Origin of the sequence: Helicobacter pylori (assembly GCF_014498195.1) — a bacterium.
Taxonomy (GTDB): domain Bacteria; phylum Campylobacterota; class Campylobacteria; order Campylobacterales; family Helicobacteraceae; genus Helicobacter; species Helicobacter pylori_DO.
Genome location: NZ_JACTGH010000007.1, coordinates 67,171 through 88,363, shown reverse-complemented (window position 1 = coordinate 88,363; position 21,193 = coordinate 67,171). Strand labels below are relative to the sequence as shown.

Annotated in this window: 19 protein-coding genes, 3 tRNA genes and 1 pseudogene; 8 read left to right on the top strand and 15 right to left on the bottom strand. The window is 39.5% G+C overall.

What is annotated here, in order from left to right; all coding sequences use genetic code 11:
- Positions 1 to 59: 59 nt before the first annotated feature.
- Positions 60 to 722 carry an outer membrane protein gene (locus H7N67_RS04580; protein ID WP_187939208.1) on the top strand — a complete coding sequence of 221 codons (663 nt, stop codon included), beginning with the start codon at positions 60 to 62 and terminating at the stop codon, positions 720 to 722.
- A gap of 6 nt (positions 723 to 728) precedes the next feature.
- On the opposite strand, the gene H7N67_RS04575 is transcribed toward H7N67_RS04580, so the two are convergent.
- On the bottom strand, positions 729 to 2,036 hold the full coding sequence (locus H7N67_RS04575; RefSeq protein WP_187939207.1) for a hypothetical protein: 1,308 nt from the start codon (positions 2,034 to 2,036) through the stop codon (positions 729 to 731).
- Between the two features lie 173 nt (positions 2,037 to 2,209).
- Between H7N67_RS04575 and H7N67_RS04570 the strand changes: the two genes are divergently transcribed.
- Complete coding sequence (locus tag H7N67_RS04570; protein WP_187939206.1) at positions 2,210 to 3,505, top strand: glycosyltransferase family 8 protein; 1,296 nt, start codon at positions 2,210 to 2,212, stop codon at positions 3,503 to 3,505.
- 12 nt (positions 3,506 to 3,517) lie between these two features.
- Here the strand turns inward: H7N67_RS04570 and H7N67_RS04565 are convergent, their stop codons facing one another.
- The 4 genes from H7N67_RS04565 to H7N67_RS04550 form a co-directional block, all read right to left on the bottom strand.
- Positions 3,518 to 4,564, bottom strand: coding sequence for an NAD(P)-dependent alcohol dehydrogenase (locus tag H7N67_RS04565; RefSeq protein ID WP_187939205.1), 1,047 nt, complete (start codon positions 4,562 to 4,564; stop codon positions 3,518 to 3,520).
- 169 nt (positions 4,565 to 4,733) lie between these two features.
- A complete protein-coding gene (locus H7N67_RS04560; RefSeq protein WP_187939204.1) occupies positions 4,734 to 5,744 on the bottom strand; it encodes a glucokinase in 1,011 nt (336 codons plus the stop codon).
- On the bottom strand, positions 5,731 to 6,414 hold the full coding sequence (gene pgl, locus H7N67_RS04555; RefSeq protein ID WP_187939203.1) for a 6-phosphogluconolactonase: 684 nt from the start codon (positions 6,412 to 6,414) through the stop codon (positions 5,731 to 5,733). The genes H7N67_RS04560 and pgl overlap by 14 nt, the downstream gene beginning before the upstream one ends.
- Positions 6,415 to 6,423: 9 nt before the next feature.
- Positions 6,424 to 7,701: a glucose-6-phosphate dehydrogenase gene (locus tag H7N67_RS04550; protein WP_187939202.1), complete on the bottom strand. Its 1,278-nt coding sequence runs from the start codon at positions 7,699 to 7,701 to the stop codon at positions 6,424 to 6,426.
- A 65-nt stretch (positions 7,702 to 7,766) separates the two neighbouring features.
- On the opposite strand from H7N67_RS04550, the gene edd reads away from it, so the two are divergent.
- The 3 genes from edd (at position 7,767) to hcpC (ending at position 11,180) form a co-directional block, all read left to right on the top strand.
- Entirely contained in the window at positions 7,767 to 9,593 is a 1,827-nt protein-coding gene (gene edd, locus H7N67_RS04545; RefSeq protein ID WP_187939201.1) for a phosphogluconate dehydratase, read from the top strand.
- Between the two features lie 18 nt (positions 9,594 to 9,611).
- Complete coding sequence (locus H7N67_RS04540) at positions 9,612 to 10,238, top strand: bifunctional 4-hydroxy-2-oxoglutarate aldolase/2-dehydro-3-deoxy-phosphogluconate aldolase (RefSeq protein ID WP_187939200.1); 627 nt, start codon at positions 9,612 to 9,614, stop codon at positions 10,236 to 10,238.
- Between the two features lie 69 nt (positions 10,239 to 10,307).
- On the top strand, positions 10,308 to 11,180 hold the full coding sequence (hcpC, locus tag H7N67_RS04535; protein ID WP_108284499.1) for a Sel1-like repeat protein HcpC: 873 nt from the start codon (positions 10,308 to 10,310) through the stop codon (positions 11,178 to 11,180).
- A gap of 238 nt (positions 11,181 to 11,418) precedes the next feature.
- On the opposite strand, the gene H7N67_RS04530 is transcribed toward hcpC, so the two are convergent.
- Together H7N67_RS04530 and H7N67_RS04525 are read right to left on the bottom strand one after the other, a co-directional pair.
- Entirely contained in the window at positions 11,419 to 12,171 is a 753-nt protein-coding gene (locus tag H7N67_RS04530; RefSeq protein ID WP_187939199.1) for an SDR family oxidoreductase, read from the bottom strand.
- Between the two features lie 17 nt (positions 12,172 to 12,188).
- Positions 12,189 to 13,724 carry a hypothetical protein gene (locus H7N67_RS04525; protein WP_187939198.1) on the bottom strand — a complete coding sequence of 512 codons (1,536 nt, stop codon included), beginning with the start codon at positions 13,722 to 13,724 and terminating at the stop codon, positions 12,189 to 12,191.
- A 172-nt stretch (positions 13,725 to 13,896) separates the two neighbouring features.
- Here H7N67_RS04525 and H7N67_RS04520 point away from each other — a divergent pair.
- Positions 13,897 to 14,197: pseudogene (locus tag H7N67_RS04520) on the top strand (DUF3519 domain-containing protein); the annotation flags it as partial.
- A 173-nt stretch (positions 14,198 to 14,370) separates the two neighbouring features.
- Here H7N67_RS04520 and H7N67_RS04515 read toward each other — a convergent pair.
- A tRNA-Ala gene (locus H7N67_RS04515) sits at positions 14,371 to 14,446 on the bottom strand.
- A gap of 15 nt (positions 14,447 to 14,461) precedes the next feature.
- A tRNA-Ile gene (locus tag H7N67_RS04510) sits at positions 14,462 to 14,538 on the bottom strand.
- A gap of 113 nt (positions 14,539 to 14,651) precedes the next feature.
- On the opposite strand from H7N67_RS04510, the gene galE reads away from it, so the two are divergent.
- Positions 14,652 to 15,686, top strand: coding sequence for a UDP-glucose 4-epimerase GalE (gene galE, locus H7N67_RS04505; RefSeq protein ID WP_187939197.1), 1,035 nt, complete (start codon positions 14,652 to 14,654; stop codon positions 15,684 to 15,686).
- Here galE and truA read toward each other — a convergent pair.
- The 4 genes from truA to H7N67_RS04485 are packed head-to-tail and all read right to left on the bottom strand — an operon-like array spanning position 15,680 to position 19,121.
- On the bottom strand, positions 15,680 to 16,408 hold the full coding sequence (gene truA, locus H7N67_RS04500) for a tRNA pseudouridine(38-40) synthase TruA (protein WP_187939196.1): 729 nt from the start codon (positions 16,406 to 16,408) through the stop codon (positions 15,680 to 15,682). The genes galE and truA overlap by 7 nt on opposite strands.
- A complete protein-coding gene (locus H7N67_RS04495) occupies positions 16,409 to 17,446 on the bottom strand; it encodes an LptF/LptG family permease (RefSeq protein WP_000589910.1) in 1,038 nt (345 codons plus the stop codon).
- A 10-nt stretch (positions 17,447 to 17,456) separates the two neighbouring features.
- Complete coding sequence (pcm, locus tag H7N67_RS04490) at positions 17,457 to 18,086, bottom strand: protein-L-isoaspartate O-methyltransferase (protein ID WP_187939195.1); 630 nt, start codon at positions 18,084 to 18,086, stop codon at positions 17,457 to 17,459.
- Between the two features lie 9 nt (positions 18,087 to 18,095).
- The gene (locus tag H7N67_RS04485; RefSeq protein ID WP_000453986.1) at positions 18,096 to 19,121 is read right to left on the bottom strand and encodes a ribonucleotide-diphosphate reductase subunit beta; all 1,026 of its coding nucleotides are present in this window, start codon (positions 19,119 to 19,121) and stop codon (positions 18,096 to 18,098) included.
- Between the two features lie 199 nt (positions 19,122 to 19,320).
- Here H7N67_RS04485 and H7N67_RS04480 point away from each other — a divergent pair.
- Positions 19,321 to 19,405: transfer RNA gene (locus tag H7N67_RS04480), tRNA-Leu, on the top strand.
- A 36-nt stretch (positions 19,406 to 19,441) separates the two neighbouring features.
- Here H7N67_RS04480 and pseC read toward each other — a convergent pair.
- Both pseC and H7N67_RS04470 read right to left on the bottom strand, forming a co-directional pair.
- Positions 19,442 to 20,569, bottom strand: a complete 1,128-nt coding sequence (gene pseC / locus H7N67_RS04475; protein WP_187939194.1) for a UDP-4-amino-4,6-dideoxy-N-acetyl-beta-L-altrosamine transaminase — start codon at positions 20,567 to 20,569, stop codon at positions 19,442 to 19,444.
- Positions 20,566 to 21,165, bottom strand: coding sequence for a Laminin subunit alpha-2 precursor (locus H7N67_RS04470; RefSeq protein WP_187939193.1), 600 nt, complete (start codon positions 21,163 to 21,165; stop codon positions 20,566 to 20,568). The genes pseC and H7N67_RS04470 overlap by 4 nt, the downstream gene beginning before the upstream one ends.
- Between the last annotated feature and the right edge of the window lie 28 nt (positions 21,166 to 21,193).

Genomic DNA, 21,193 nt, shown 5'->3' with positions numbered 1-21,193 from the left:
GATTTGATTTTAGTCTGTATGGGGCAAGTGTGGGGCAGGATAACATAAGGAATTGGGTTATGAATAAAACAACGGTTAAAATATTGATGGGCATGGCGTTATTATCATCGCTCCAAGCCGCAGAGGCAGAGCTTGATGAAAAATCAAAAAAACCTAAATTTGCGGATAGGAATACGTTTTATTTAGGGGTTGGGTATCAGCTTAGCGCGATCAACACATCTTTTAGCACCGAGTCTGTAGATAAATCGTATTTCATGACCGGCAATGGCTTTGGTGTGGTGTTAGGGGGGAAATTTGTGGCTAAAACGCAAGCTGTAGAGCATGTGGGTTTTCGTTACGGGTTGTTTTATGATCAGACCTTTTCTTCTCATAAATCCTATATTTCTACCTATGGTTTAGAATTTAGCGGTTTGTGGGACGCTTTCAATTCGCCAAAGATGTTTTTAGGGTTGGAGTTTGGCTTAGGTATCGCTGGGGCGACTTACATGCCAGGAGGGGCTATGCATGGGATTATCGCTCAAAATTTAGGCAAAGAAAATTCGCTTTTCCAATTGCTTGTGAAAGTGGGTTTTCGTTTTGGCTTTTTCCACAATGAAATCACTTTCGGGTTGAAATTCCCTGTCATTCCTAACAAAAGAACTGAAGTCGTTGATGGCTTGAGTGCGACTACTTTATGGCACCGCTTACCGGTCGCTTATTTCAATTATATCTATAATTTTTAGATATAGTTATTTAGAGGTTTTAGATTTGACAAAATCAATCAACTCTCGTGTGTCTATGGTTAGGGTTAAGAATTGCTGATAGGTAGTGATCCACTTGCCCCCTTTCCCATACAAATGATACCCATCGCCCCCACCTAAAAAGTTAAAAAACGCATCCGCTCGCACGCTTATCCATTTATTTTTATAAACATAATAAAGCCCTATCATGTCAAAATTAGGGGCTCTATACCATGGCAACCCGGTATAAAGGGATTGGCCATAAGTGGCGTAAAAGTGCATTTGGGGTTTGTTGGAAAAATAGTATCTGTTAAAAATCCCAAAGCCTTTGTATTGCGCTTGAGCGTAAAATTCCCCCCCAAAGCTGTTATAAAACTGAGCGTTTTTGCACTCGCTAGCATAACGCACGCAATAATGGGTTTGAGACGACTGCGTGCCAAAGGTCATAAAAATATTATCCATATAAGGCATGAGATTTTTAAAATCCGCTTTTAAATAAGCATGGTAATAGACCCTATCTAAAATGGTAGGGTTAGAGTATTTCCCTATTTCTCCGCCTTGTGGGTTATTTTTTTGACTGAAATAGGGGTAGCCATTAGGCCATTGCGGGGTTGCATCGCCTGGTTTTAAGTAAGAATTACCGCCGTAAGGGTAATTATCTCCCATGCTATGATGGCTGGCGTTATGAAAAACGACAAGCTGTCCCCCCAAACCTAAATACCCTTTAAGAAACTGAAATTCTGAAGAAACAAAATACAAGAATTGATCAAAATCGTAATTTTTCTTTTTGGGCTGGTTGTTCCAATTACGCCCCCCATACCAATCCACAACGCCCTCAAACCACCCATTCCACCAGCGGTTAGGATCATAAGCTGGTTTGAATTGAAACGCTCCTCCCCTAAAAGTAGGGTCTATAAACCAAAAAAGTTTTTTAAAAGCGCTTAAAGGGTAATGCCCTATTTGATAGCTTCGCGGCACAATGCCTAAAAAAAACCTCAAATTTTTCCCTATGTATTGGTAATACATGGTAACCCCCCACGAATAAGGGAAATAGCTATAATGCGTGTGTAAATTTTGAATGAACCACGCTCCAAACATCAAGGCCTGTCTTTTGTCCAATTGGACGCCAATTTGAGGCATGAGACGACCTTGCATTTTGGTTAGGCTATTCCAATAGGGGTTGTTGTTTGGGGCCACTAAATTGAAATTAAAGCTCATAAACTTCAAATCATAGACAAAACTAGCCGCTTTCATTAAGGGTGGTATTAAAAAACCTGAAAACAACAACGCATAAAGAGATTTTTTTAAGGAAATCAAACTAAAACACAGCCCCTTTCATCAACGCCCTTTAAAAATGGTGGCAAAAATAAGGTAAAATTTTAAATTAATTTTCATTAAAAACAACATAAAACCAAAAACAGAACCCTTTCAAGTTCTGTTTTTTTTTTTTTTTGGATAAAATAGCTTTAAAAAAGGGTGTTTCATTTTTTATGACTTCAGCTTCAAGCCATTCTTTTAAAGAACAAGATTTTCATATCCCTATCGCTTTCGCTTTTGATAAGAATTACCTCATTCCTGCGGGCGCATGCATTTATTCTTTATTGGAAAGCATCGCTAAAGCCAATAAAAAAATCCGCTACACCCTACACGCTTTAGTGGTAGGCTTGAATGAAGAAGATAAAGCAAAGCTTAACCAAATTACAGAGCCTTTTAAAGAATTTGCTGCTTTAGAAGTGAAAGATATTGAACCTTTTTTAGACGCTATCCCTAACCCTTTTGATGAGGATTTCACCAAGCGTTTTTCTAAAATGGTGTTAGTGAAGTATTTTTTGGCTGATTTATTCCCCAAATATTCTAAAATGGTGTGGAGCGATGTGGATGTTATCTTTTGCAATGAATTTAGCGCTGATTTCTTAAACATTAAAGAAAATGATGAGAATTATTTTTATGGGGTTTTAGAAGTTGAAAAGCACCACATGATGGAAGGGTTTTTGTTTTGTAATTTAGATTACCAACGCAAGAAAAATTTCACCTTAAGAATGCATGATCTTTTAAAGGAGAATGAGGTTAAAGGGGAGTTGGATTTTACGAAATGGTGTTGGCCTAATATGAAAGCTTTAGGGATTGAATATTGCGTTTTCCCTTATTATTACACCATTAAAGATTTTTCTAACGCGTATTTAAACGAGAATTATAAAAAAACCATTTTAGAAGCGCGAAAGAACCCTATCATTATCCACTATGACGCTTGGTGGGGGGCGGTGAAGCCTTGGGATTATCCTTTTGGTTTAAAAGCGGATTTGTGGCTGAACGCTTTGGCTAAAACCCCCTTTATGAGCGACTGGATTGATTCGATCGCTAGGGTGGAAATAGGCAGCGAAAAATGGCATCGTTACCACAGCATCGTTGCCTATCACTACTACTTTCCCCTATGGAAGACTGAAGAGCAGATTGCCCATGACGCGCTTAAGACCTTTTTAGACCATTATTTTTCGTGCATTCATGCCACAATCAAGCAAGAAAATCTCGGAATGTTCTTGAACCACTACTTCTCGCATGCCCATGCAGAGATCAAAGAAAACTCCCTTGAAGCGTTCTTAAACCACTACTTCTCGCATGTTTATAGGCTCCCTAAAAACGCGCGAAAGAAACTCTTTAGGGTGTTTATCAAACACTGCATCCTCATACCGCTTAAGAGCTTTATTAGTAAAACCCTTAAAATTTTAAAACTCCATGCATTGGTGAAAAAAATCCTAATCCAACTCAAGCTCTTAAAAAAGAGCTAGAGTAAAAAGCCTTTAATCAAACGATTTTTTCATGTCAATCACATAGCGGAATTTCGCTTTCCCATGGGTTAGGTTGTGATAAGCCGTGTCAATATCCTTGCCTAAAATCAAATCCACTTCAGGGTAAATATTGTGTTTGATAGAAAAATCCATCATCTCTTGGGTTTCTTTAATGCCCCCAATCAATGAGCCATAAACCTTGCGATTGCATAAATGGGTAAAATCAAAAACGCTAAGCACTGGAGCGACTTCTACAGGAGGGAGTCCCACAAGAGCTAATTCGCCACTATAAGTTAAGAGCTTGAGGTAGTCTTTTAAATTATAATGGGTAGGAATGGTTGAAATGATAAAATCCAATTCTTCTTTGCATTGTTTAGGGTCCGTGTAGAAATGTTTAACCCCCATGCTTAAAGCGTCCTGCTTTTTGTGATCGTTTCTTGCAAAAACGCTCACTTCAGCCCCCATAGCCACAGCGTATTTGACCGCCATGCTTCCTAGCCCGCCAAACCCAGCGACACCAACTTTTGTGCCTTTAGTAACCTTAGAAAATTTTAAGGGCGAATAAGTGGTGATGCCCGCGCAAAGCAAGGGGGCTACTTTTTCTAAAGGAGCGTTTTTATCCACGCTAATCACATAGTTTTCATCCACGACAATATTATTAGAGTAACCGCCCATGTGGGGTTCGTTGTCATGGAAATAATCCAAACAATCATAAGTGAATACCACTTTGGCGCAAAATTGCTCTTGGTGTTCTTTACAGGGCTTACATGCTTTGCATGAATTGACAAAACAGCCCACGCCCACCACATCGCCAACCTTAAATTTCTTAACTTCCTTACCCACTTCTTTGATGACCCCAGCAATTTCATGCCCAGGAACCATAGGATAAATGCCTTCTTTCCATTCGCTATAAGCGCTATGAATATCGCTATGGCAAATCCCTGCATAAAGAATGTCAATCAACACATCTTTAGGGCCTACAGCATGGCGGCTAAAATCATGGGGTTTGAAATGCCCGTCTTTAGAAAAAATAGCAAAACCTTTAGATTGAACTCTCATTAAAACTCCTTGTTTGATTAAAATACCGCTATTGTATCGTTTTTATGGTTTGCTTATATTTCTATAGGTTTAACTAATTTTATAATTGTCGGTTATATGGTAGCGTTGTTTGGCGCGTTTAAACGCACCCCTTATACTAATCGCTTTTATCTTAAGCGGCTACTATTTGCTAAATTTTATCATGCAGTAAATAGTTCTCTAACGCAATACCTGCCCCATCAAGTCCCGGAGTTTTTTTCAGCACGACATGCACAGGGATGGAAGCGAGAAACGCTCCCATGCGTCCTTTTGTTTCAAAACGCGCTCTAAAGGGCGAAGTTTTAAAATAATCAATGAATCGTGGGATAATCCCCCCACACAAATACACGCCCCCTCTAGCCCCCAAAGTGAGAGCCACATCAGCAGCGAGCGTACCTAGCATGGAGCAAAAAGTGTCCAAGGTCAATCGGCATATGGGGTAATCCCCATTCAAAGCGCGTTCGCTAATGATTTGTGGGGTTAATTCAGCCTTGCTTAACTTCGCCACTTTTTCTAAGCCTTTGCGTTTAGACAGGGCTTCATAAATCAACACCAAACCGCTACCGCTTAAAAACCTTTCCGCGCTCACATGGTTGAATTTAGAGCGGGCGTATTGCCACACTAAAATTTCTAAATCATCAAAAGGGGCAAAGCTCACATGCCCCCCTTCGCCGGGTAAGACTTTCAAAGAGCCATCGCTGTTTTGGATAAGAGTGCTTACCCCAAGCCCGGTTCCTGGCCCTAAAATCGCTTTAGGGGCGTTGATTTCGCACTTAATCCCACCTATTTGAGCCAGATCGTTTTCTTGCATCGCGCTAATGGCATAGGCTTGTGCGACAAAATCATTGATGATAAGCAATTTTTTTAAAGTCAAACATTGCCGTGTCGTTTCAATAGAAAAAGTCCAATGGTTGTTCGTCATTTGGACAAAATCCCCCATAATGGGTGTAGCCACAGCAAAAGAGCCATAAATAGGGTGCAGTTTAAGGCTTTCTTTGCATTTAGAAAGGTAAAACCGCACCGCATCGCTCAAGCTCTCAAAATCTTCGCACCTCAAGACTTCAATGCATTCAATCTGTCGTGGGGCGACTTCCAAACCAAAGCGTGCGTTCGTGCCGCCAATATCGGCTAAGAGTCTTGGGTAAGTTTCAGTTTTTGGCATAAAACACCTCCGTGGTAACTTTTTTAGAATGTAAAATCCGAGCAATCGGCAGAGAATAGGGGGCGTTTTCTTTTAAAGCTTTTTCTAAAACCTCCCTTTTTTCTGCCCCACTAATACTTAAGAAAAGTTTTTCGCAATTTTCTAAGGCGTTAACAGACATGCTCAGGCGCTCATAAGGAGCGTTAGCGGGCTTAGTCAAAACGATATTTTCTTTTTCTTCGTTTAAAAAAGCGCTCGTTTCGGGAAAAAGGCTAGCCGTATGCCCGTCAGTCCCCATGCCCAAAATGGCTAAATGGGGCTGTTTGAAATGCTGGTTAGCAAAATGAAAAAGCGCGTTTGTATCGCTAGAAATCTTTTTGGGCAAAAGCGGGGTGAAAGAAGCTTTTAAGGCGTTATTTTGCAACAAGTAATCATGCAATAATTTAGTGTTGCTATCCTTGTGGCTAGTGTCTATTATGCGTTCATCTACCAAACTGATTAAACACTCATGCCATTTGAGATCTAAAACGCTCAATTTTTGCAACAAACTAATGGGCGAACGGCCTCCAGAAAAAGCGATAGAAACTTGATGGTGCTTTTTTAAAGCGGCGTTAAAAAATTCTTTAAAACGATCTGTTAAAGCCCTGTGGCAATCTTCTAAATTTTCAAATTCAAACAATTGATAACCCATGAAATCCCTTTATTGATAGAGTGGTTTTAAAAATTCTAATTCGTTGAGATTGTGGCTTTCATAGGAATATAAGGGCGTGGCGTTATTGATAAAACCTTCTATGAGCGTGTCAATAAACACCCATGACGCTTCTAATTCCAGCTGGTGGGCGAAATTATTGTGGTTATTTTGTATCGCATCATAGAGCAACTTAGCGTAGGGCTGTAAAAATTCTTGTTGGTTGTGGGTTTCTAAAATAAGGGGGTTTTGATTGTCTTTTAGGGTGAGGGTGATTTTATCTTGAGAGAGAAAAAATTCTAGCGTATTGACCGCGTTAAAATGGATTTTCACGCTCGCTTGGTTATGGGGCATTTTTTTAGCGTGCTTAAGGTAGAAAGGCACGCCTTTAAATTTAGGCGTATCCAAAAAGGCTTTAATAGCGACAAAAGTCTCTGTCTGGCTCTCTTTATTAACCTTATTTTCATCTCTATAGCCTTGATACTGGGCCCGAATAACCTGTTTTTTAAAGTCTTTAGGGGGTTGTAAGGTTTTTAAAACTTTGATTTTTTCTTTCCTCAAGTCTTTTAAATCGTTGGGTAAATCTGTAGCGATAAGGGATAAAACTTGCAAGAGATGGTTTTGAACCATATCCCTTAAAGCCCCTATTTTATCGTAAAACTCACCCCTTTCTTCCACCCCCAAAGTCTCATACACGCAGATTTCAACCGCGCTGATTTGATCCCATAAAATGTTTAAGATAGGGTTATTTAAGCGCAATTCAAGGATATTTTGAACGCCCTTTTTCCCTAAATAATGATCGATTCTAAAGATTTGTTCTTCTTTAAAAAAAGCACTAATGCTTTGGAAAATCTCCTTGCAAGTCTTTAAATCATGCCCTAAAGGCTTTTCTAAAATCAAGCGCACATTAGCGTGATTGAGTGCGTTTTGGGCCAAATTTTGGGCGGTCGTTGCAAAAAAACTAGGGGAGATAGAAAAGTAGAAAATCAAGGGTTTATTTTTTGTAGCGATTTTACTCAATTCTTCAAAGTCTTTAGGGTTATCCAAACGAACGCAAAAATAACTGATATGGGCTAAAAATTCCTCACCCTTTTCTCTTGAATGCAGTTGTGTCTTTTCGCAAAGAAGCGCTAAAAATTCTTCATTGGATAGCTCCTTACGCCCAGATGCGATAATCTTAGAATCTTTTTTAAAACCATAATGGGTATAAATTTCATAGAGCGAAACAAAGAGCTTTCGCATGGCTAAATCCCCAGTCGCGCCAAAAAGAACCAAATCAAAATCTAACATCAATAACCCTTTTAGAGTGTTTTTGAGTTATTATTATATATTAAATCTTAATTAAAGGGGTGTTCATGCCTAAGCATTCTTTAGAACAAATCAAAGAAAAAATTACAGAGCGTAGCAAAAAAACCAGAGAGCTTTATTTAGAAAATACCTTTAACCCTAAAAACCAGCCCAAGATTGAGAGTTTGGGTTGCGCGAATATTGCGCATGTTACAGCGAGCATGCCAGAGCATTTGAAAATGCCTTTAGGGTCGCATAAAAGAAAGCATTTTGCGATTATCACGGCTTATAATGACATGCTTTCAGCCCACCAACCTTTTAAAAATTACCCTGATTGGATTAAAAAAGAATTGCAAGAGCATAACGCTTATGCGAGCGTCGCTAGTGGGGTTCCAGCGATGTGTGATGGTATCACGCAGGGTTATGATGGCATGGAATTGAGCTTATTCAGCAGAGATGTGATCGCCTTAAGCACCGCCGTGGGGTTGAGCCATAATGTTTTTGACGGGGCGTTTTTTTTGGGCGTGTGCGATAAAATCGTGCCAGGCTTACTCATAGGAGCGTTAAGCTTTGGGAATTTAGCGAGCGTGTTTGTGCCAAGCGGGCCTATGGTGAGCGGGATAGAAAATTATAAAAAAGCCAAAGCACGCCAAGATTTTGCAATGGGAAAGATCAACAGAGAAGAGCTTTTAAAAGTGGAAATGCAAAGCTATCATGATGTGGGCACTTGCACTTTTTATGGCACGGCTAATTCTAATCAAATGATGATGGAGTTTATGGGGTTGCATGTGGCTAATTCTAGCTTTATCAACCCTAACAACCCCTTACGGAAGGTTTTAGTAGAAGAGAGCGCGAAAAGATTAGCGAGCGGGAAAGTCCTGCCTTTAGCCAAACTCATTGATGAAAAAAGCATTCTTAACGCTCTTATAGGTTTAATGGCAACAGGGGGTTCTACTAACCACACTTTGCATTTGATCGCTATCGCTAGATCTTGTGGGGTGATCCTCAATTGGGACGATTTTGACGCCGTTTCTAATCTCATACCCCTTTTAGCTAAAGTCTATCCTAACGGATCAGCGGATGTGAACGCTTTTGAAGCCTGTGGGGGCTTAGCGTTTGTGATCAAAGAATTGTTAAAAGAGGGGCTTTTATTTGAAGACACTCATACCATTATGGATACAGAAACGCAAAAAGGCATGCAAAATTACACCAAAACCCCCTTTTTAGAAAACGACCACTTGGTGTATAAAGACGCCATCAATCATAGCCTGAATACGGATATTTTACGCCCTATTAGTGAGCCTTTTGCCGCTAATGGGGGGCTTAAAATTTTAAAGGGTAATTTGGGGCGGGCCGTGATTAAAATCTCAGCCATTAAAGATGAGCACAGGAAAGTTAAGGCTAGAGCGATTGTTTTTAAAACCCAAAGCGAATTTTTAGAACGCTTTAAAAATAAAGAATTAGAAAGGGATTTTGTCGCTGTCTTGCCTTTCCAAGGGCCTAAGTCTAACGGCATGCCAGAATTGCACAAACTCACCACGAATTTAGGGGCTTTGCAGGATATGGGCTATAAGGTCGCGCTCGTTACGGATGGGCGCATGAGCGGGGCGAGCGGGAAAGTGCCTAGCGCGATTCATTTAAGCCCTGAGGGGGCGTTAAACGGGGCGATCATTAAGATTAAAGATGGCGATTTGATAGAATTAGACGCTCCTAATAACGCCTTGAATGTGCTTGAAAAGGATTTTGAAAAGAGAGGCATCAACCCCTTGTTTTTAGAAACCTTAGAAAATTTAGAAAAGCCTACTTTTGGGTTGGGTAGAGAATTGTTTACAAGCTTGAGATTGAATGCCAATACCGCTGAAGAGGGTGGCATGAGTTTTGGCATAAAGGTATAAAAATATAAAGGAGATAAAATGCAAGATAAAATAATAGAGGTTTTACAAATCAGCCCCATTGTCCCTGTGGTGGTGGTTGAAAATATAAAAGACGCTGTGCCTTTAGCGCAAAGCCTGATAGAGGGGGGTATTCCAATCATAGAAGTAACTTTGCGCTCCAGTTGCGCTTTAGAAGCCATAGAGCTTATCGCTAAGAATGTGCCAAAAATGCGCGTGGGCGCTGGCACGATACTCAATCTCACTCAATTAGAGCAGGCTCAAAATAGGGGGGCAGAGTTTTTGATTAGCCCGGGCCTTACGATAAAGCTTTTAAAACACGCAAAGAAAAAAGGCATGCCTTTAATACCCGGGGTTTCTAGCAGTAGTGAAGTCATGCAAGCCTTAGAATTGGGCTATAACGCTTTGAAATTTTTCCCGGCAGAGTATTGCGGGGGCGTTAAGCTTTTAAACGCTTTTAACGGTCCTTTTAAAGGGGTGAAATTTTGCCCCACTGGGGGGATTAGTGCAGATAACATGCGTTCTTATTTGGCTTTAGAAAACGTTGTGTGCGTGGGGGGGAGCTGGCTTACCCCTAAAGATTTAATTCAAAACAAAGAGTGGGATAAGATCACAGAAATTTGTAAGAGGGCGTTAGCTTTAAGATAATAAAGAGATCATGGCGTTTTGTATTTGCTTAATAACACTATAATAAAATTTTTAATAAGGAGATACATCATGTTAGAAAATGTCAAAAAGTCCTTTTTTAGGGTTTTGTGCTTGGGTGCGTTGTGTTTAGGGGGGCTAATGGCAGAGCAAGACCCTAAAGAGCTTGTGGGTTTGGGGGCAAAGAGCTACAAAGAGCAGGATTTCACTCAGGCTAAGAAATATTTTGAAAAAGCTTGCGATTTGAAAGAAAATAGCGGGTGTTTTAATTTAGGGGTGCTTTATTATCAAGGGCAGGGGGTGGAAAAGAATTTGAAAAAAGCCGCCTCCTTTTACACTAAAGCTTGTGATTTAAATTACAGTAATGGGTGTCATTTGCTAGGGAACTTATATTATAGCGGGCAAGGCGTGTCCCAAAACACCAATAAAGCCTTGCAATACTACTCTAAAGCGTGCGATTTGAAATACGCTGAAGGGTGCGCGAGCTTAGGGGGGATTTATCATGATGGTAAAGTGGTTACTAGGGATTTTAAAAAAGCGGTGGAATATTTCACTAAAGCGTGCGATTTGAACGATGGCGATGGTTGCACGATATTAGGGAGCTTGTATGATGCAGGCAGAGGCACGCCTAAGGATTTGAAAAAGGCGCTCGCTTCGTATGACAAAGCTTGCGATTTAAAAGACAGCCCAGGGTGTTTTAACGCAGGGAATATGTATCATCATGGCGAAGGCGCGGCGAAGAATTTTAAAGAGGCCCTCGCTCGTTATTCTAAGGCATGCGAATTGGAAAATGGCGGAGGGTGTTTCAATTTAGGGGCTATGCAATACAATGGCGAAGGCATAGCAAGGAATGAAAAGCAAGCCATAGAAAACTTTAAAAAAGGCTGTAAATTAGGCGCTAAAGGGGCATGCGATATTCTCAAGCAGCTCAAAATCAAAGTTTAGTTTGAATAAGGCTTGATCAAGCTTGATCAAGCGGCTTTAAAAAGCGAACTTTTGGGAGGTTAGGGGGATTTTAAAAGGAGGTTTTAGGGGGAATAATTTTAAAATACTTCCTATCCCCTTAAGATAATGAGTTTAAAATAAAGCAACCAAAATTCTTTTTTTTTAAAACTTAAAGAGTCGTTAAAGTTTAAAAAAACCTTAAGTATTTAACCAAAACAAAGCCTTTATTTAAAACCCCTTAAGGGTTTTTATGGGTGGGTAGGGGAGCGAAAGTTTGGCTTGTGGGCATGATTTCTATGCGGTTGATATTGACATGCAAGGGTTGTTCATAAATCCATAGCACGATGTTAGCAATATCTTGTGGTTTGAGGTAAAGAGTGTTTTCATAGACGGATTGGGCTTTGATTTTATCGCCTTTAAAACGCACCATGCTGAATTCGGTTTCGCCGCACAAACCGGGTTCAACATTACTCACTCTAATGTTAGTGCCAGCCAAATCCGCTCGCAAATTTAAAGAAAATTGCTTCACAAACGCTTTGCTCGCTCCATAGACATTCCCACCAGGATAGGGGTAAGTGCCAGCGATAGAGCCAAGATTGATGATGGTCCCTTGGTCATGCTCTATCATAGAGGGCAAAATCAAACGAGTGAGATACAATAGCCCCTTGATGTTCGTGTCTATCATGATTTCCCAGTCGTTTAACTCGCATTCATAAGCCTTGTTCAAGCCTAGCGCTAAGCCGGCGTTATTGATTAGAGCGTCAATGCGATCCGTCATAGAAAAAATAGTCTCTAGCGCTCGCTTAGTTTCAAGCTTGTTTCTAAGATCAAAACACAAGGGAATGAAACGCTTGGGATAAGCGAGTTGCAATTTTTGTAAATTCTCTTTTCGCCTCCCTGTGCCAAAAACCACATGGTTTTTTTGTAAAAACGCCTTAGCGATTTCTAGCCCAAACCCTGAAGTCGCTCCGCTAACTAAAATGTGCGCCATTTCTATCCTTTAAAATTTTAAAAAAGCCCCTTAAGCCCTTTTTCAAGCTTTTCTTTGAGCTTATCATCTTTAAGCAAATGATCTAAACCTTTTTTAAGGGTGTCGTTTTTAAGGATTTCTTTCAAGCCTTGTTGCAGGTTTTGCTGAATGGCTTTTTCGTTTAAAATGAGGGAAAATTTTGGCTGGTGCATGTTGCCTTGAAGCTTCATTTTAAAAATGAATTTTAAGATTTCCGCATCCATGAGCATGTCCATTTGTTTGGTGTTTAAATCCAATAAGCCGTTATGGATTTTCAATTGGGTTTTGGGGCTTTTTAAACTCAAATCAGAGAGCAGGCGTTGCTGGTTGATTTGGCTTACCAGATTGGCATCGTTATAGATTTCTTTAGTAATATCAAATTGAGAAATGGAGTAGAGGAAATCGCTGAATGCATTTTTGAGGAATCTTGCGTTTTTGAGATTGGCTTTCAACACGCCTTGCTTAGAGATAAGGTCATAATCCAAGTTAGCGTCTGCAATGGATTGGAAAAATTTAGGGTAATGGAATAAATCTAAGGCTTTTAAAGTGGAAATATTGGAAAAACGGGCTTTCAAATCTTTATTTAAAAGCGTGAAATCTAGCACGCCGTCTAGTAAATTTGAATGGCCATTGACTTTTAAGAGTTTGGGGCTTTGCTCTATATCGCCTTTTAAAGTCAAGCTCCCTTTTAAGGGGTGGTTGATCATGTTTTGGAGTTTGGCTAGATGGGGTATTTCTAAAGTGTAGGGGGCGTTGAGTTTTAAAGTAGGGAAAGAATATTCGCTTTTTAGGGCTGTGAAATTAACTAAAGGGCTAGTTAGGGTGGTATCGCTGATGGCTTTGTTTCCTTTAAAATCGCTTGAGTGCGAGAGGTTGAAGATAAGCGTGTCTTTAAGGTTTAAATGAAAGATTTGATTGATTAGGGCGTTATTGATTAAAGCGTCATTAGCTGTCAGAGTCAAATGCCCTTCTAAGGGCTTTAGAGAGTTAAAATCCGCTTGTAAGGACACTTTTGCGTTCGCATAAGCGGGGCGATTGATTAAATAAAGCAAATCTTCTAAATTGGCGTCTTTTGCGTTCAAACTTAAGTGAGAAAGCTTGAAATCATCTAAAAGGGCGTTGTAGGCAGTGTGGGATTGAGCCACATTAGAGACGCCTTGAATCACAAGGGCTTTTCTATGCCCTTTAATATTCCCAGAAGTCATAACAGCCCCCCTTAAAGGGTAGGGTATCAAATCCTTAAAAGAGCGTAAATTTTTAATGTCTATATGGTAATCCAAATTTACGCTTTGCTTTAAAAGCGAGAAATCCCCCTTAAGAATGAGCGTGGAATCATCGTTGGCTTGAGCTTCAAAGTCTAAAGAGTTGAATCTCAATTTAAAGGTTTTAACGCTCAAATAACGCTCGTTCGGGTTGATTTTTTTCTCTATATACGAAGCGATGATTTTATTCCCCCATTCTGTGAAAAGGATAAGATAGGTTGTTAAAAGGCCGATTAAAAGAAGCGCGAGTAGGGTATAAAGAAATTTTTTCATGTTTGTTTGTCCTTGAAATAAATTGAATAGAATATATTAGCTTGTTTTGTAAGGGTTTCTAACATTTTTTATAAAGCCTTAACGAAAGGCTTGAATTGGGACAATAAAGAAAGAATCAAGCACTCAAAACCCACATTTTTCCAACAACACGCTTGAAATTATTGAAGGACTCAATAGCGGCGTTAAGCTTAGGTTAGTAGTAGATGATTTAAACAATGGAAATAAGATTTTTGATTTTTATAGCGGTAGGAATTTTAAAGATTTTAGGGACGCCAATCTACACTCTGGAAACCATCCCTATGAAAATAATCCTACACAAAAAGACTTAACAAGTCAAGAGGATTTTATTAAAAAGAACAGAAAATTTAAACGAATTGACAAAAGAGCCTAAAAACTTAAGCCCCCTAAAGTAAGCCAACGCCAAAAAGCTTGCGAAATTACAAAGCGAACAACTACAAAGCGAGCAAGATTTTTAAAATATACAAGGCAAACAAAAATCTAAAAAACTCAATCCAACTTGATCTTTGAATTTTAATTAAAAAGACTTGCGGTGTTAAAAAGGATAATCTAATCGCTCAAGAATTTCCTAAACAAACATGATTAACACGATTGATGAAAAGAGTTGTATCAAAAAAGAGGAATACAATGGTGGAGAATAGCGGGATCGAACCGCTGACCTCCTGCGTGCAAAGCAGGCGCTCTCCCAGCTGAGCTAATTCCCCAAAGATGGTAAAAAATGGTGGGCTTAGGAGGAGTTGAACCTCCGACCTCACCCTTATCAGGGGTGCGCTCTAACCACCTGAGCTATAAGCCCTTAAAGTCAATAAAGATGAAATTATAGATTAAATTTTCTTAAGAAATCCTTAAATGATAAATGGGATTAAGATGTTATAATAGTTGTTATTTTTTCATTTTAAAAGGGGTTTTATGGCATTATTACTCACAGGAGCGTGCGGGTATATAGGCTCGCATACCGCAAGGGCGTTTTTAGAAAAAACCAAAGAAAACATCATTATTGTAGATGACTTAAGCACCGGTTTTTTAGAGCACCTCAAAGCGTTAGAGCGTTACTACCCTAATAGGGTTGCGTTTGTTCAAGCGAATTTGAATGAAACGCAAAAATTAGACGCCTTTTTAAATAAACAACAGCTAAAAGATCCCATTGAAGCTATTTTGCACTTTGGGGCTAAAATCTCAGTAGAAGAATCCACGCGTTTGCCTTTAGAATACTACACCAACAACACGCTCAACACTTTAGAGCTTGTCAAACTTTGCTTAAAACATGCAATCAAGCGTTTTATTTTTTCTTCCACGGCCGTGGTTTATGGCGAGTCTGATTTTAGCTTGAATGAAGAAAGCCCCTTAAAACCCATTAATCCTTATGGAGCGTCTAAAATGATGAGCGAAAGGATTTTGTTAGACACTTCTAAAATAGCGGATTTTAAATGCGTTATTTTGCGCTATTTCAATGTGGCTGGGGCATGCATGCACAATGATTATACCACGCCTTACACGCTAGGGCAGCGCACGCTTAACGCCACGCATTTAATCAAAATTGCATGCGAATGCGCGGTGGGGAAAAGGAAAAAAATGGGGATTTTTGGCACTAACTACCCCACTAGAGATGGCACTTGCATTAGGGATTATATCCATGTAGATGATTTGGCTAACGCGCATTTAGCGAGCTATCACACTCTTTTAGAAAAAAATAAGAGCGAGATCTATAATGTTGGCTACAATCAAGGCCATAGCGTGAAAGAAGTGATAGAAAAGGTCAAAGAAATCTCAAACAACGATTTTTTAGTGGAAATTTTAGACAAACGACAAGGCGATCCAGCAAGCCTTATTGCCAATAACGCTAAAATCTTACAAAACACCCCTTTCAAACCCCTTTATGACAACCTAGACACCATTATCAAAAGCGCTCTAGATTGGGAAGAACACCTTTTAAGATTTCAATAATACACCCTGTGCAAATACAAGCCATTAGCCATTATGGGCGTTCTTATGGTGGCTTTGAGGTTGTGGATTTGCATTTCAATTTCAGCGAGCGTGATTTTTTCTAGTGAATATTGAACGCATGCTTGAACGATTAAACGCACGCTGGAGCGTAAAAACGCATCGCCAATGATTTTAAACACCACGCACTCATGCCCCATGATAAAGGTTTTATAAGCCAAAGCGTTAAAAATGATGCGATTAGGGTTGGTTGTAGCCCCGCCTTCTTTTTTAAACATGGAAAAATCATGCCTGCCTGTGAATTGCTTTAAAGCGGTGTTTAATGCATCCAGTGAGCCATAATCCCCACAAGCGATATAAGGCGCTAAAAAAGGCGTTTTTAAATTCTTCGTCAAAAGGTAACGATACGCTCTTTTTTGAGCGTCAAAACGCGCATGGAAGTTTTTTTCTTCTAGCTTTTTTAAGACAATATGCGGGGCGAGTTTAGGGGCTAGATAATAAAATAATTTAGCGGCATTCCAGTGTTTTTGAGCGTAAAAAGACAGCACTTGATTGTTCGCATGCACGCCTTTATCCGTGCGCCCGGCCGCAATCACAACGCTTTTAATCCCTAGCGCATTTAAAGCGCTCTCTATCTTATCTTGAACGCCGAGTTTGTTAGGTTGTTTGGCATAGCCTAAAAAATACGCCCCATCATAAGCGATAGTAGCCTTAAAACAACGCATTCAATAACGCTTTAAAATGAATTTTCTAAACAACAAATAAGAGATAAACGCCCAAATAAAGGGGAAGAAAAAGGTCATTAAAAACAAATCCGTAGAAATCACATGCACCATTAAAAAATAAACCCCAACCGCTCCAAGGACATAAAAATAACTCCAATTCGTTTTGAATCGTGGGTTGGCGATGCCAAATAAGGGGATTAAAAACACGCTCGCTAAAGGGAACAATGAAACTAAAATCGCTTGAGAAAAACGGCGTTTTTGATTTTTATTAGCGTTTTTACCAAAGGCTTTTTTCCAATAACCCAAATAATCCGTGCCTTGCAAATAAGCCGCATCATTAGAATTGAAAGACTTGAGCTTGTTACGCAAATGCAATTCTTCAAAATCAACTTTACGCATTTTATCGCCTTGAGTGAAATACGCATGCCCTTTGTATAAATTCAATTCAAACACGCCGTTTTGATTGTTGATATTGCCTTTTTGGGCCAGAATGAAGCTTTCTTGAGAAAGGCTTTTATTAGAAAAAAGCACTAAATTATCATAGGAATTGTTCTCAGCCTTATCCACATACACGAGCCAATCGCCTAATTTTTGCCCGAATTCACCCGCTCTGATGTTAATATCAATCTTGTCTTTTTTTTGACGCAAAAACCCGTAATAAGCACTCTTAGAGGTGGGGATTAAAATGAGAGAAAACACTAATAAAATCGCGCTCACTAACAAACTTAAAGGCACAAACGCTTTAGTCATTTTTTTAGGCGAAACCCCTAAAGAGAAAAACACTAATAGTTCATGGTCATAGCTAAGCCTTGAAAGCCCCAAAGCGCAAGCCGCAAAAAAAGTGATCGGCAAAATAAAAAAGATAGTTCCTGGCAAGGAATACAAAAAGAGTTGCACTAGATCCAAAAAGCTCACTTTAATCACGAGCGTTACGCTTGCGATACTGATTAATAGCACGATGGAAGAGATAAAAAACAGCACTAAAAAGAAAGAGAAAAAAACTTGCGAAACCGCCATGAAAAGATAGTGTTTAATCATGCCTTAATCTTTATTGCACCCCATCTACAACAGGCACAAACGAGCATTTTTCTAACACTTTTTGGACGCGCAAAGCGTTATTTTGCTTCACAAAGCGTTTGATCACTTGCTCGTTGTTTTCTTGAACGGGCGCGACTAATATCCCGCCTTCTTCAAGCTGATCAATAAGCGCTTGGGGGATATTTTTAGCGCAAGCAGAGAATAAAATCCTATCATAGGGGGCGTATTGCTCCCAGCCCTTATTCCCATCAGCGAATTTAACATGAACGTTGTCTAAACCGAGAGTTTTAAGGCGCAAACGCGCTTCTAAATACAGGCTTTCAATCCTTTCAACGCTAAAAACGCGCCTGAAAATTTGAGACAGCACCGCCGCTTGATAGCCGCTCCCGCAACCAATTTCTAGCACGCTATCCACATGATCGATTTCTAAATATTGCGTCATTTTGGCCACGGTTAGGGGCGAAGAAATGTATTGTTGCGCTTGCATAGAAAGAGCGTTTAAAGTGTAGGCAAAATGCTTGAAAGGGGCTGGCACAAAAACCTCCCTTTCAATGCTTTCCATAGCCTCTCTCACTTTGGGGTGCAAATGAAAACGCTTGTGGATTTCTTCACACATCAAATGGTTTTTGATACTATTCAAACAAGCCCCTTAAAAATCATCAAAACTCACGCTCCCTTTAGCGTAATTACTCACCCTAGCTTCAAAGAAATTAGAGCGCTGTTCATTGAAACTTGAAAAGCTCTCTACCCATTTAATGGGGTGTTGGACGCCATAAACTTTAGCGATACCCACCTTACTCAAACGGCTATCCGCTAAAAACTGGATGTATTGCTCAATCAAGCTTGAAGTGAGCCCTAAAATCTTGCCTTGCGTGATATAATCCCCCCACAAAGCTTCAATTTCTACCGCTTTTTTAAACATTCCTATGACTTCATTAATCAATTGCGGCGTGAATAGATCCGCTCTTTCATTCCTTAAAGCGTTGATCATGTTTTGGAATAAAATCAAATGCGTTACCTCATCTCTTTGGATAAAACGAATCATTTGCGCTGAGCCTAGCATTTTACCGCTCCTAGCCAAAGTGTAAAAATAGCTAAACCCGCTATAAAAATAAATCCCCTCTAAAATCTGGTTCGCAAAAAGCGCTTTGAGGATGTTTTCTTCTGTGGGGTTTTTGGCTAATTCCATATACACTTGCGCGATATAGTCGTTCTTGCTTTTTAATTGCATATCGTTACGCCACATGTCATAAATTTCTTCAGTATTCGCACTAATGCTTTCTACCATCACCGCATACGCATGGCTGTGTAGGGCTTCTTCATAAGCTTGACGCACCAAACACAAATTGATTTCTGGGCTGGTGATAAAGGGATTGACATTATCAATTAAATTATTGGTTTGCAAGCTATCCATAAAAATGAGTTGCGCTAAGGCTCTGTCATAGCCGATCTTTTCTTCTGCACTCAATTTCAAATAATCCCTTTTGTCATCGTTCATGCTCACTTCTTCAGCAAACCAAGTGTTAGCGAGCATCGTTTTCCACAAATGATCCGCCCATTGATACTTGATTTTATTCAAATCAAACATGCTTGTAGGATTACCCCCAAAAATCTTTCTTTCATTCACACTTTCTGTAGAATCGGGGTTGTAAATTTTCTTGCGTGAAACTTCCATTGTGTTCCTTAATTTCCTTAAAACTATCTAATGATATAGTCTCGTTAGAATACCTTAAAAGAATTTAAAACCCCCTAAAAGCCAGAAAAAACTCCAAATTTATAAAAAACTTCAATTTTTCAGTATTTTTAAAGGATTAAAAAGCTAAAATACTGCTTCTTTATTTTCTACTTCTTATGTGCGCGATGGCGTGCGGTGTGCGGAAGTGGCGAAATTGGTAGACGCACTAGACTTAGGATCTAGCGCCGCAAGGCATGAAGGTTCGATTCCTTTCTTCCGCACCATTCTTAATGATTAAGATTTGAAGCCCTAAATGAAACTCATTCTATTTTAAAACCCTCAAAAGTTTTTAAAACGCCATGAGCGATGTTTTGAACGCTCTCTAAATTTAAATTCGCATGACAAGGTAAGGAAATTTCAGCACGATAAAAATCCTCTGCGCTTTTTAATGGGGCTGTGTTGAAGAGCTGTTGATACAATTGGTATTGATAAATAGGCTTGTAATGCACTTGGGCTAAAATGCCAAGCTTGTGCAAACTTTCTAAAATGAGTTTTTTAAATGTAAAAAATTTTTGGCGCATTAAAATAGGGTAAAGGTGGTTAGAGCTTTTATGTTTTAACAAGGGGTGTAAAGGGGTGAAATAAGGGTTATCTTTAAAAATCTCATCATAAACTAGAGCGGCTTCTTCTCTTTTTTGCATTAAAAAGGGGGCTTTTTTAAGCTGGCTCAAACCCAAAGCGCTTTGGATTTCATTCAAACGGAAATTATGCCCTACGCTTTTGACTTCGCCTTCAAAAAAATCTTTTTTGAGCATGCCATGAGAGCGAAACAATTTCATTTTTTCATACAATTCGCTATTATTAGTAACGACCGCTCCCCCCTCAGCCGTAGTGATAGGCTTAATGGCATGGAAACTAAACACGCTCGCTAACGCAAAGCCTCCTACTTTTTTGTTGTGATACTCGCTCCCTAAAGCATGCGAGCTGTCAGAAAGAAAACTCAAAGAATGCTTTTTGCAAAGCCTTTGAACGCTTCCTACTTCCACGCTTTTACCGGCATAATCCACGCTCACTATGGCTTTGGTTTTTTCGTTAATGAGCTTTTCTAGGGCCAATTCATCTATATTGCCATCGTTTTTAATTTCAGCAAATACGGGTGTATAGCCGCTTTCTAAGAGCATGTTAGCCGTCGCTACAAAGCTTATAGGGGTGGTGATTATTTCATTGTAATCAGCGTTAAAATCGCTAAAATTCCTATAAAGCGTTAAAAGGGCTGAAGTCGCGCTGTTAAACACCAACGCATGCTTAACGCCCAAAAACTCGCACAAAGCTTCTTCAAATAAAAGAGAGCGTTTGCCCTGGGTGATCTGTTTGGAATTTAAAACCTCTAAAACAGCCTTTTTATCTTCTTCGTCTAAACAAGGCTCGCTATAAGCAAACTCTTTCAAGCGAGCAAGTCTTGCAAGCGAGATGGGGTGATCTTGCTTGTGTCATGGACATCTTGGAATTTTTGAGCGTTCAATCTTGTTCTATCTAAGGTGTTGTATTCCTTGTTCAAATGATTCGTTTCAGCGAGCTGTTTTTTCCACTGGTGCAAAGAGTTTTGAATGCTTTCTTTCTCACTTTCTAATGATTTGGAAAATTTTTCCAAAGCCTTCGTGTCGTCAATGTCAATATTGCTAGGGAGTTTCAAGCTATCATTGCCTGATTTTTGATTGAAAGAATCAATCGCTTTATCCAAACGGCTTTTAAAACGCTCAAAATCGCTTCGATCTTTTTCATTATTATGAGCGTAAGCTTTAGAAATCCCCACCAATTCTTTAGCGTCTTTATCCATGCCCTTTAAGCTTTTAAGACGGCTTTCTAAATTCCCTATGGCTAGGTTATCCTGCTTGGCTTGTTTGGCTAATTTGATTTTTTCATCACTCTCTGAAAGATTTTGAATTTCCTTATTTTCTTCTTTTCTTGCGCGCGAACTAACCCTTTGGGTGTGGTAATCCCTCATCATCAAAGACGGGTTATAATGATTTGAAATCTTAGACATCCTATCCTCCATTTCGTTTGATTTTCTT

Bases quoted from the DNA above. Each gene is read 5' to 3' on its own strand.
- H7N67_RS04580 (WP_187939208.1), top strand. From the start codon at position 60: ATGAATAAAACAACGGTTAAAATATTGATGGGCATGGCGTTATTATCA.
- H7N67_RS04570 (WP_187939206.1), top strand. From the start codon at position 2,210: ATGACTTCAGCTTCAAGCCATTCTTTTAAAGAACAAGATTTTCATATC.
- H7N67_RS04565 (WP_187939205.1), bottom strand. From the start codon at position 4,564: ATGAGAGTTCAATCTAAAGGTTTTGCTATTTTTTCTAAAGACGGGCAT.
- H7N67_RS04560 (WP_187939204.1), bottom strand. From the start codon at position 5,744: ATGCCAAAAACTGAAACTTACCCAAGACTCTTAGCCGATATTGGCGGC.
- pgl (WP_187939203.1), bottom strand. From the start codon at position 6,414: ATGGGTTATCAATTGTTTGAATTTGAAAATTTAGAAGATTGCCACAGG.
- H7N67_RS04550 (WP_187939202.1), bottom strand. From the start codon at position 7,701: ATGTTAGATTTTGATTTGGTTCTTTTTGGCGCGACTGGGGATTTAGCC.
- edd (WP_187939201.1), top strand. From the start codon at position 7,767: ATGCCTAAGCATTCTTTAGAACAAATCAAAGAAAAAATTACAGAGCGT.
- H7N67_RS04540 (WP_187939200.1), top strand. From the start codon at position 9,612: ATGCAAGATAAAATAATAGAGGTTTTACAAATCAGCCCCATTGTCCCT.
- hcpC (WP_108284499.1), top strand. From the start codon at position 10,308: ATGTTAGAAAATGTCAAAAAGTCCTTTTTTAGGGTTTTGTGCTTGGGT.
- H7N67_RS04530 (WP_187939199.1), bottom strand. From the start codon at position 12,171: ATGGCGCACATTTTAGTTAGCGGAGCGACTTCAGGGTTTGGGCTAGAA.
- H7N67_RS04525 (WP_187939198.1), bottom strand. From the start codon at position 13,724: ATGAAAAAATTTCTTTATACCCTACTCGCGCTTCTTTTAATCGGCCTT.
- galE (WP_187939197.1), top strand. From the start codon at position 14,652: ATGGCATTATTACTCACAGGAGCGTGCGGGTATATAGGCTCGCATACC.
- truA (WP_187939196.1), bottom strand. From the start codon at position 16,408: ATGCGTTGTTTTAAGGCTACTATCGCTTATGATGGGGCGTATTTTTTA.
- H7N67_RS04495 (WP_000589910.1), bottom strand. From the start codon at position 17,446: ATGATTAAACACTATCTTTTCATGGCGGTTTCGCAAGTTTTTTTCTCT.
- H7N67_RS04485 (WP_000453986.1), bottom strand. From the start codon at position 19,121: ATGGAAGTTTCACGCAAGAAAATTTACAACCCCGATTCTACAGAAAGT.
- H7N67_RS04470 (WP_187939193.1), bottom strand. From the start codon at position 21,165: ATGTCTAAGATTTCAAATCATTATAACCCGTCTTTGATGATGAGGGAT.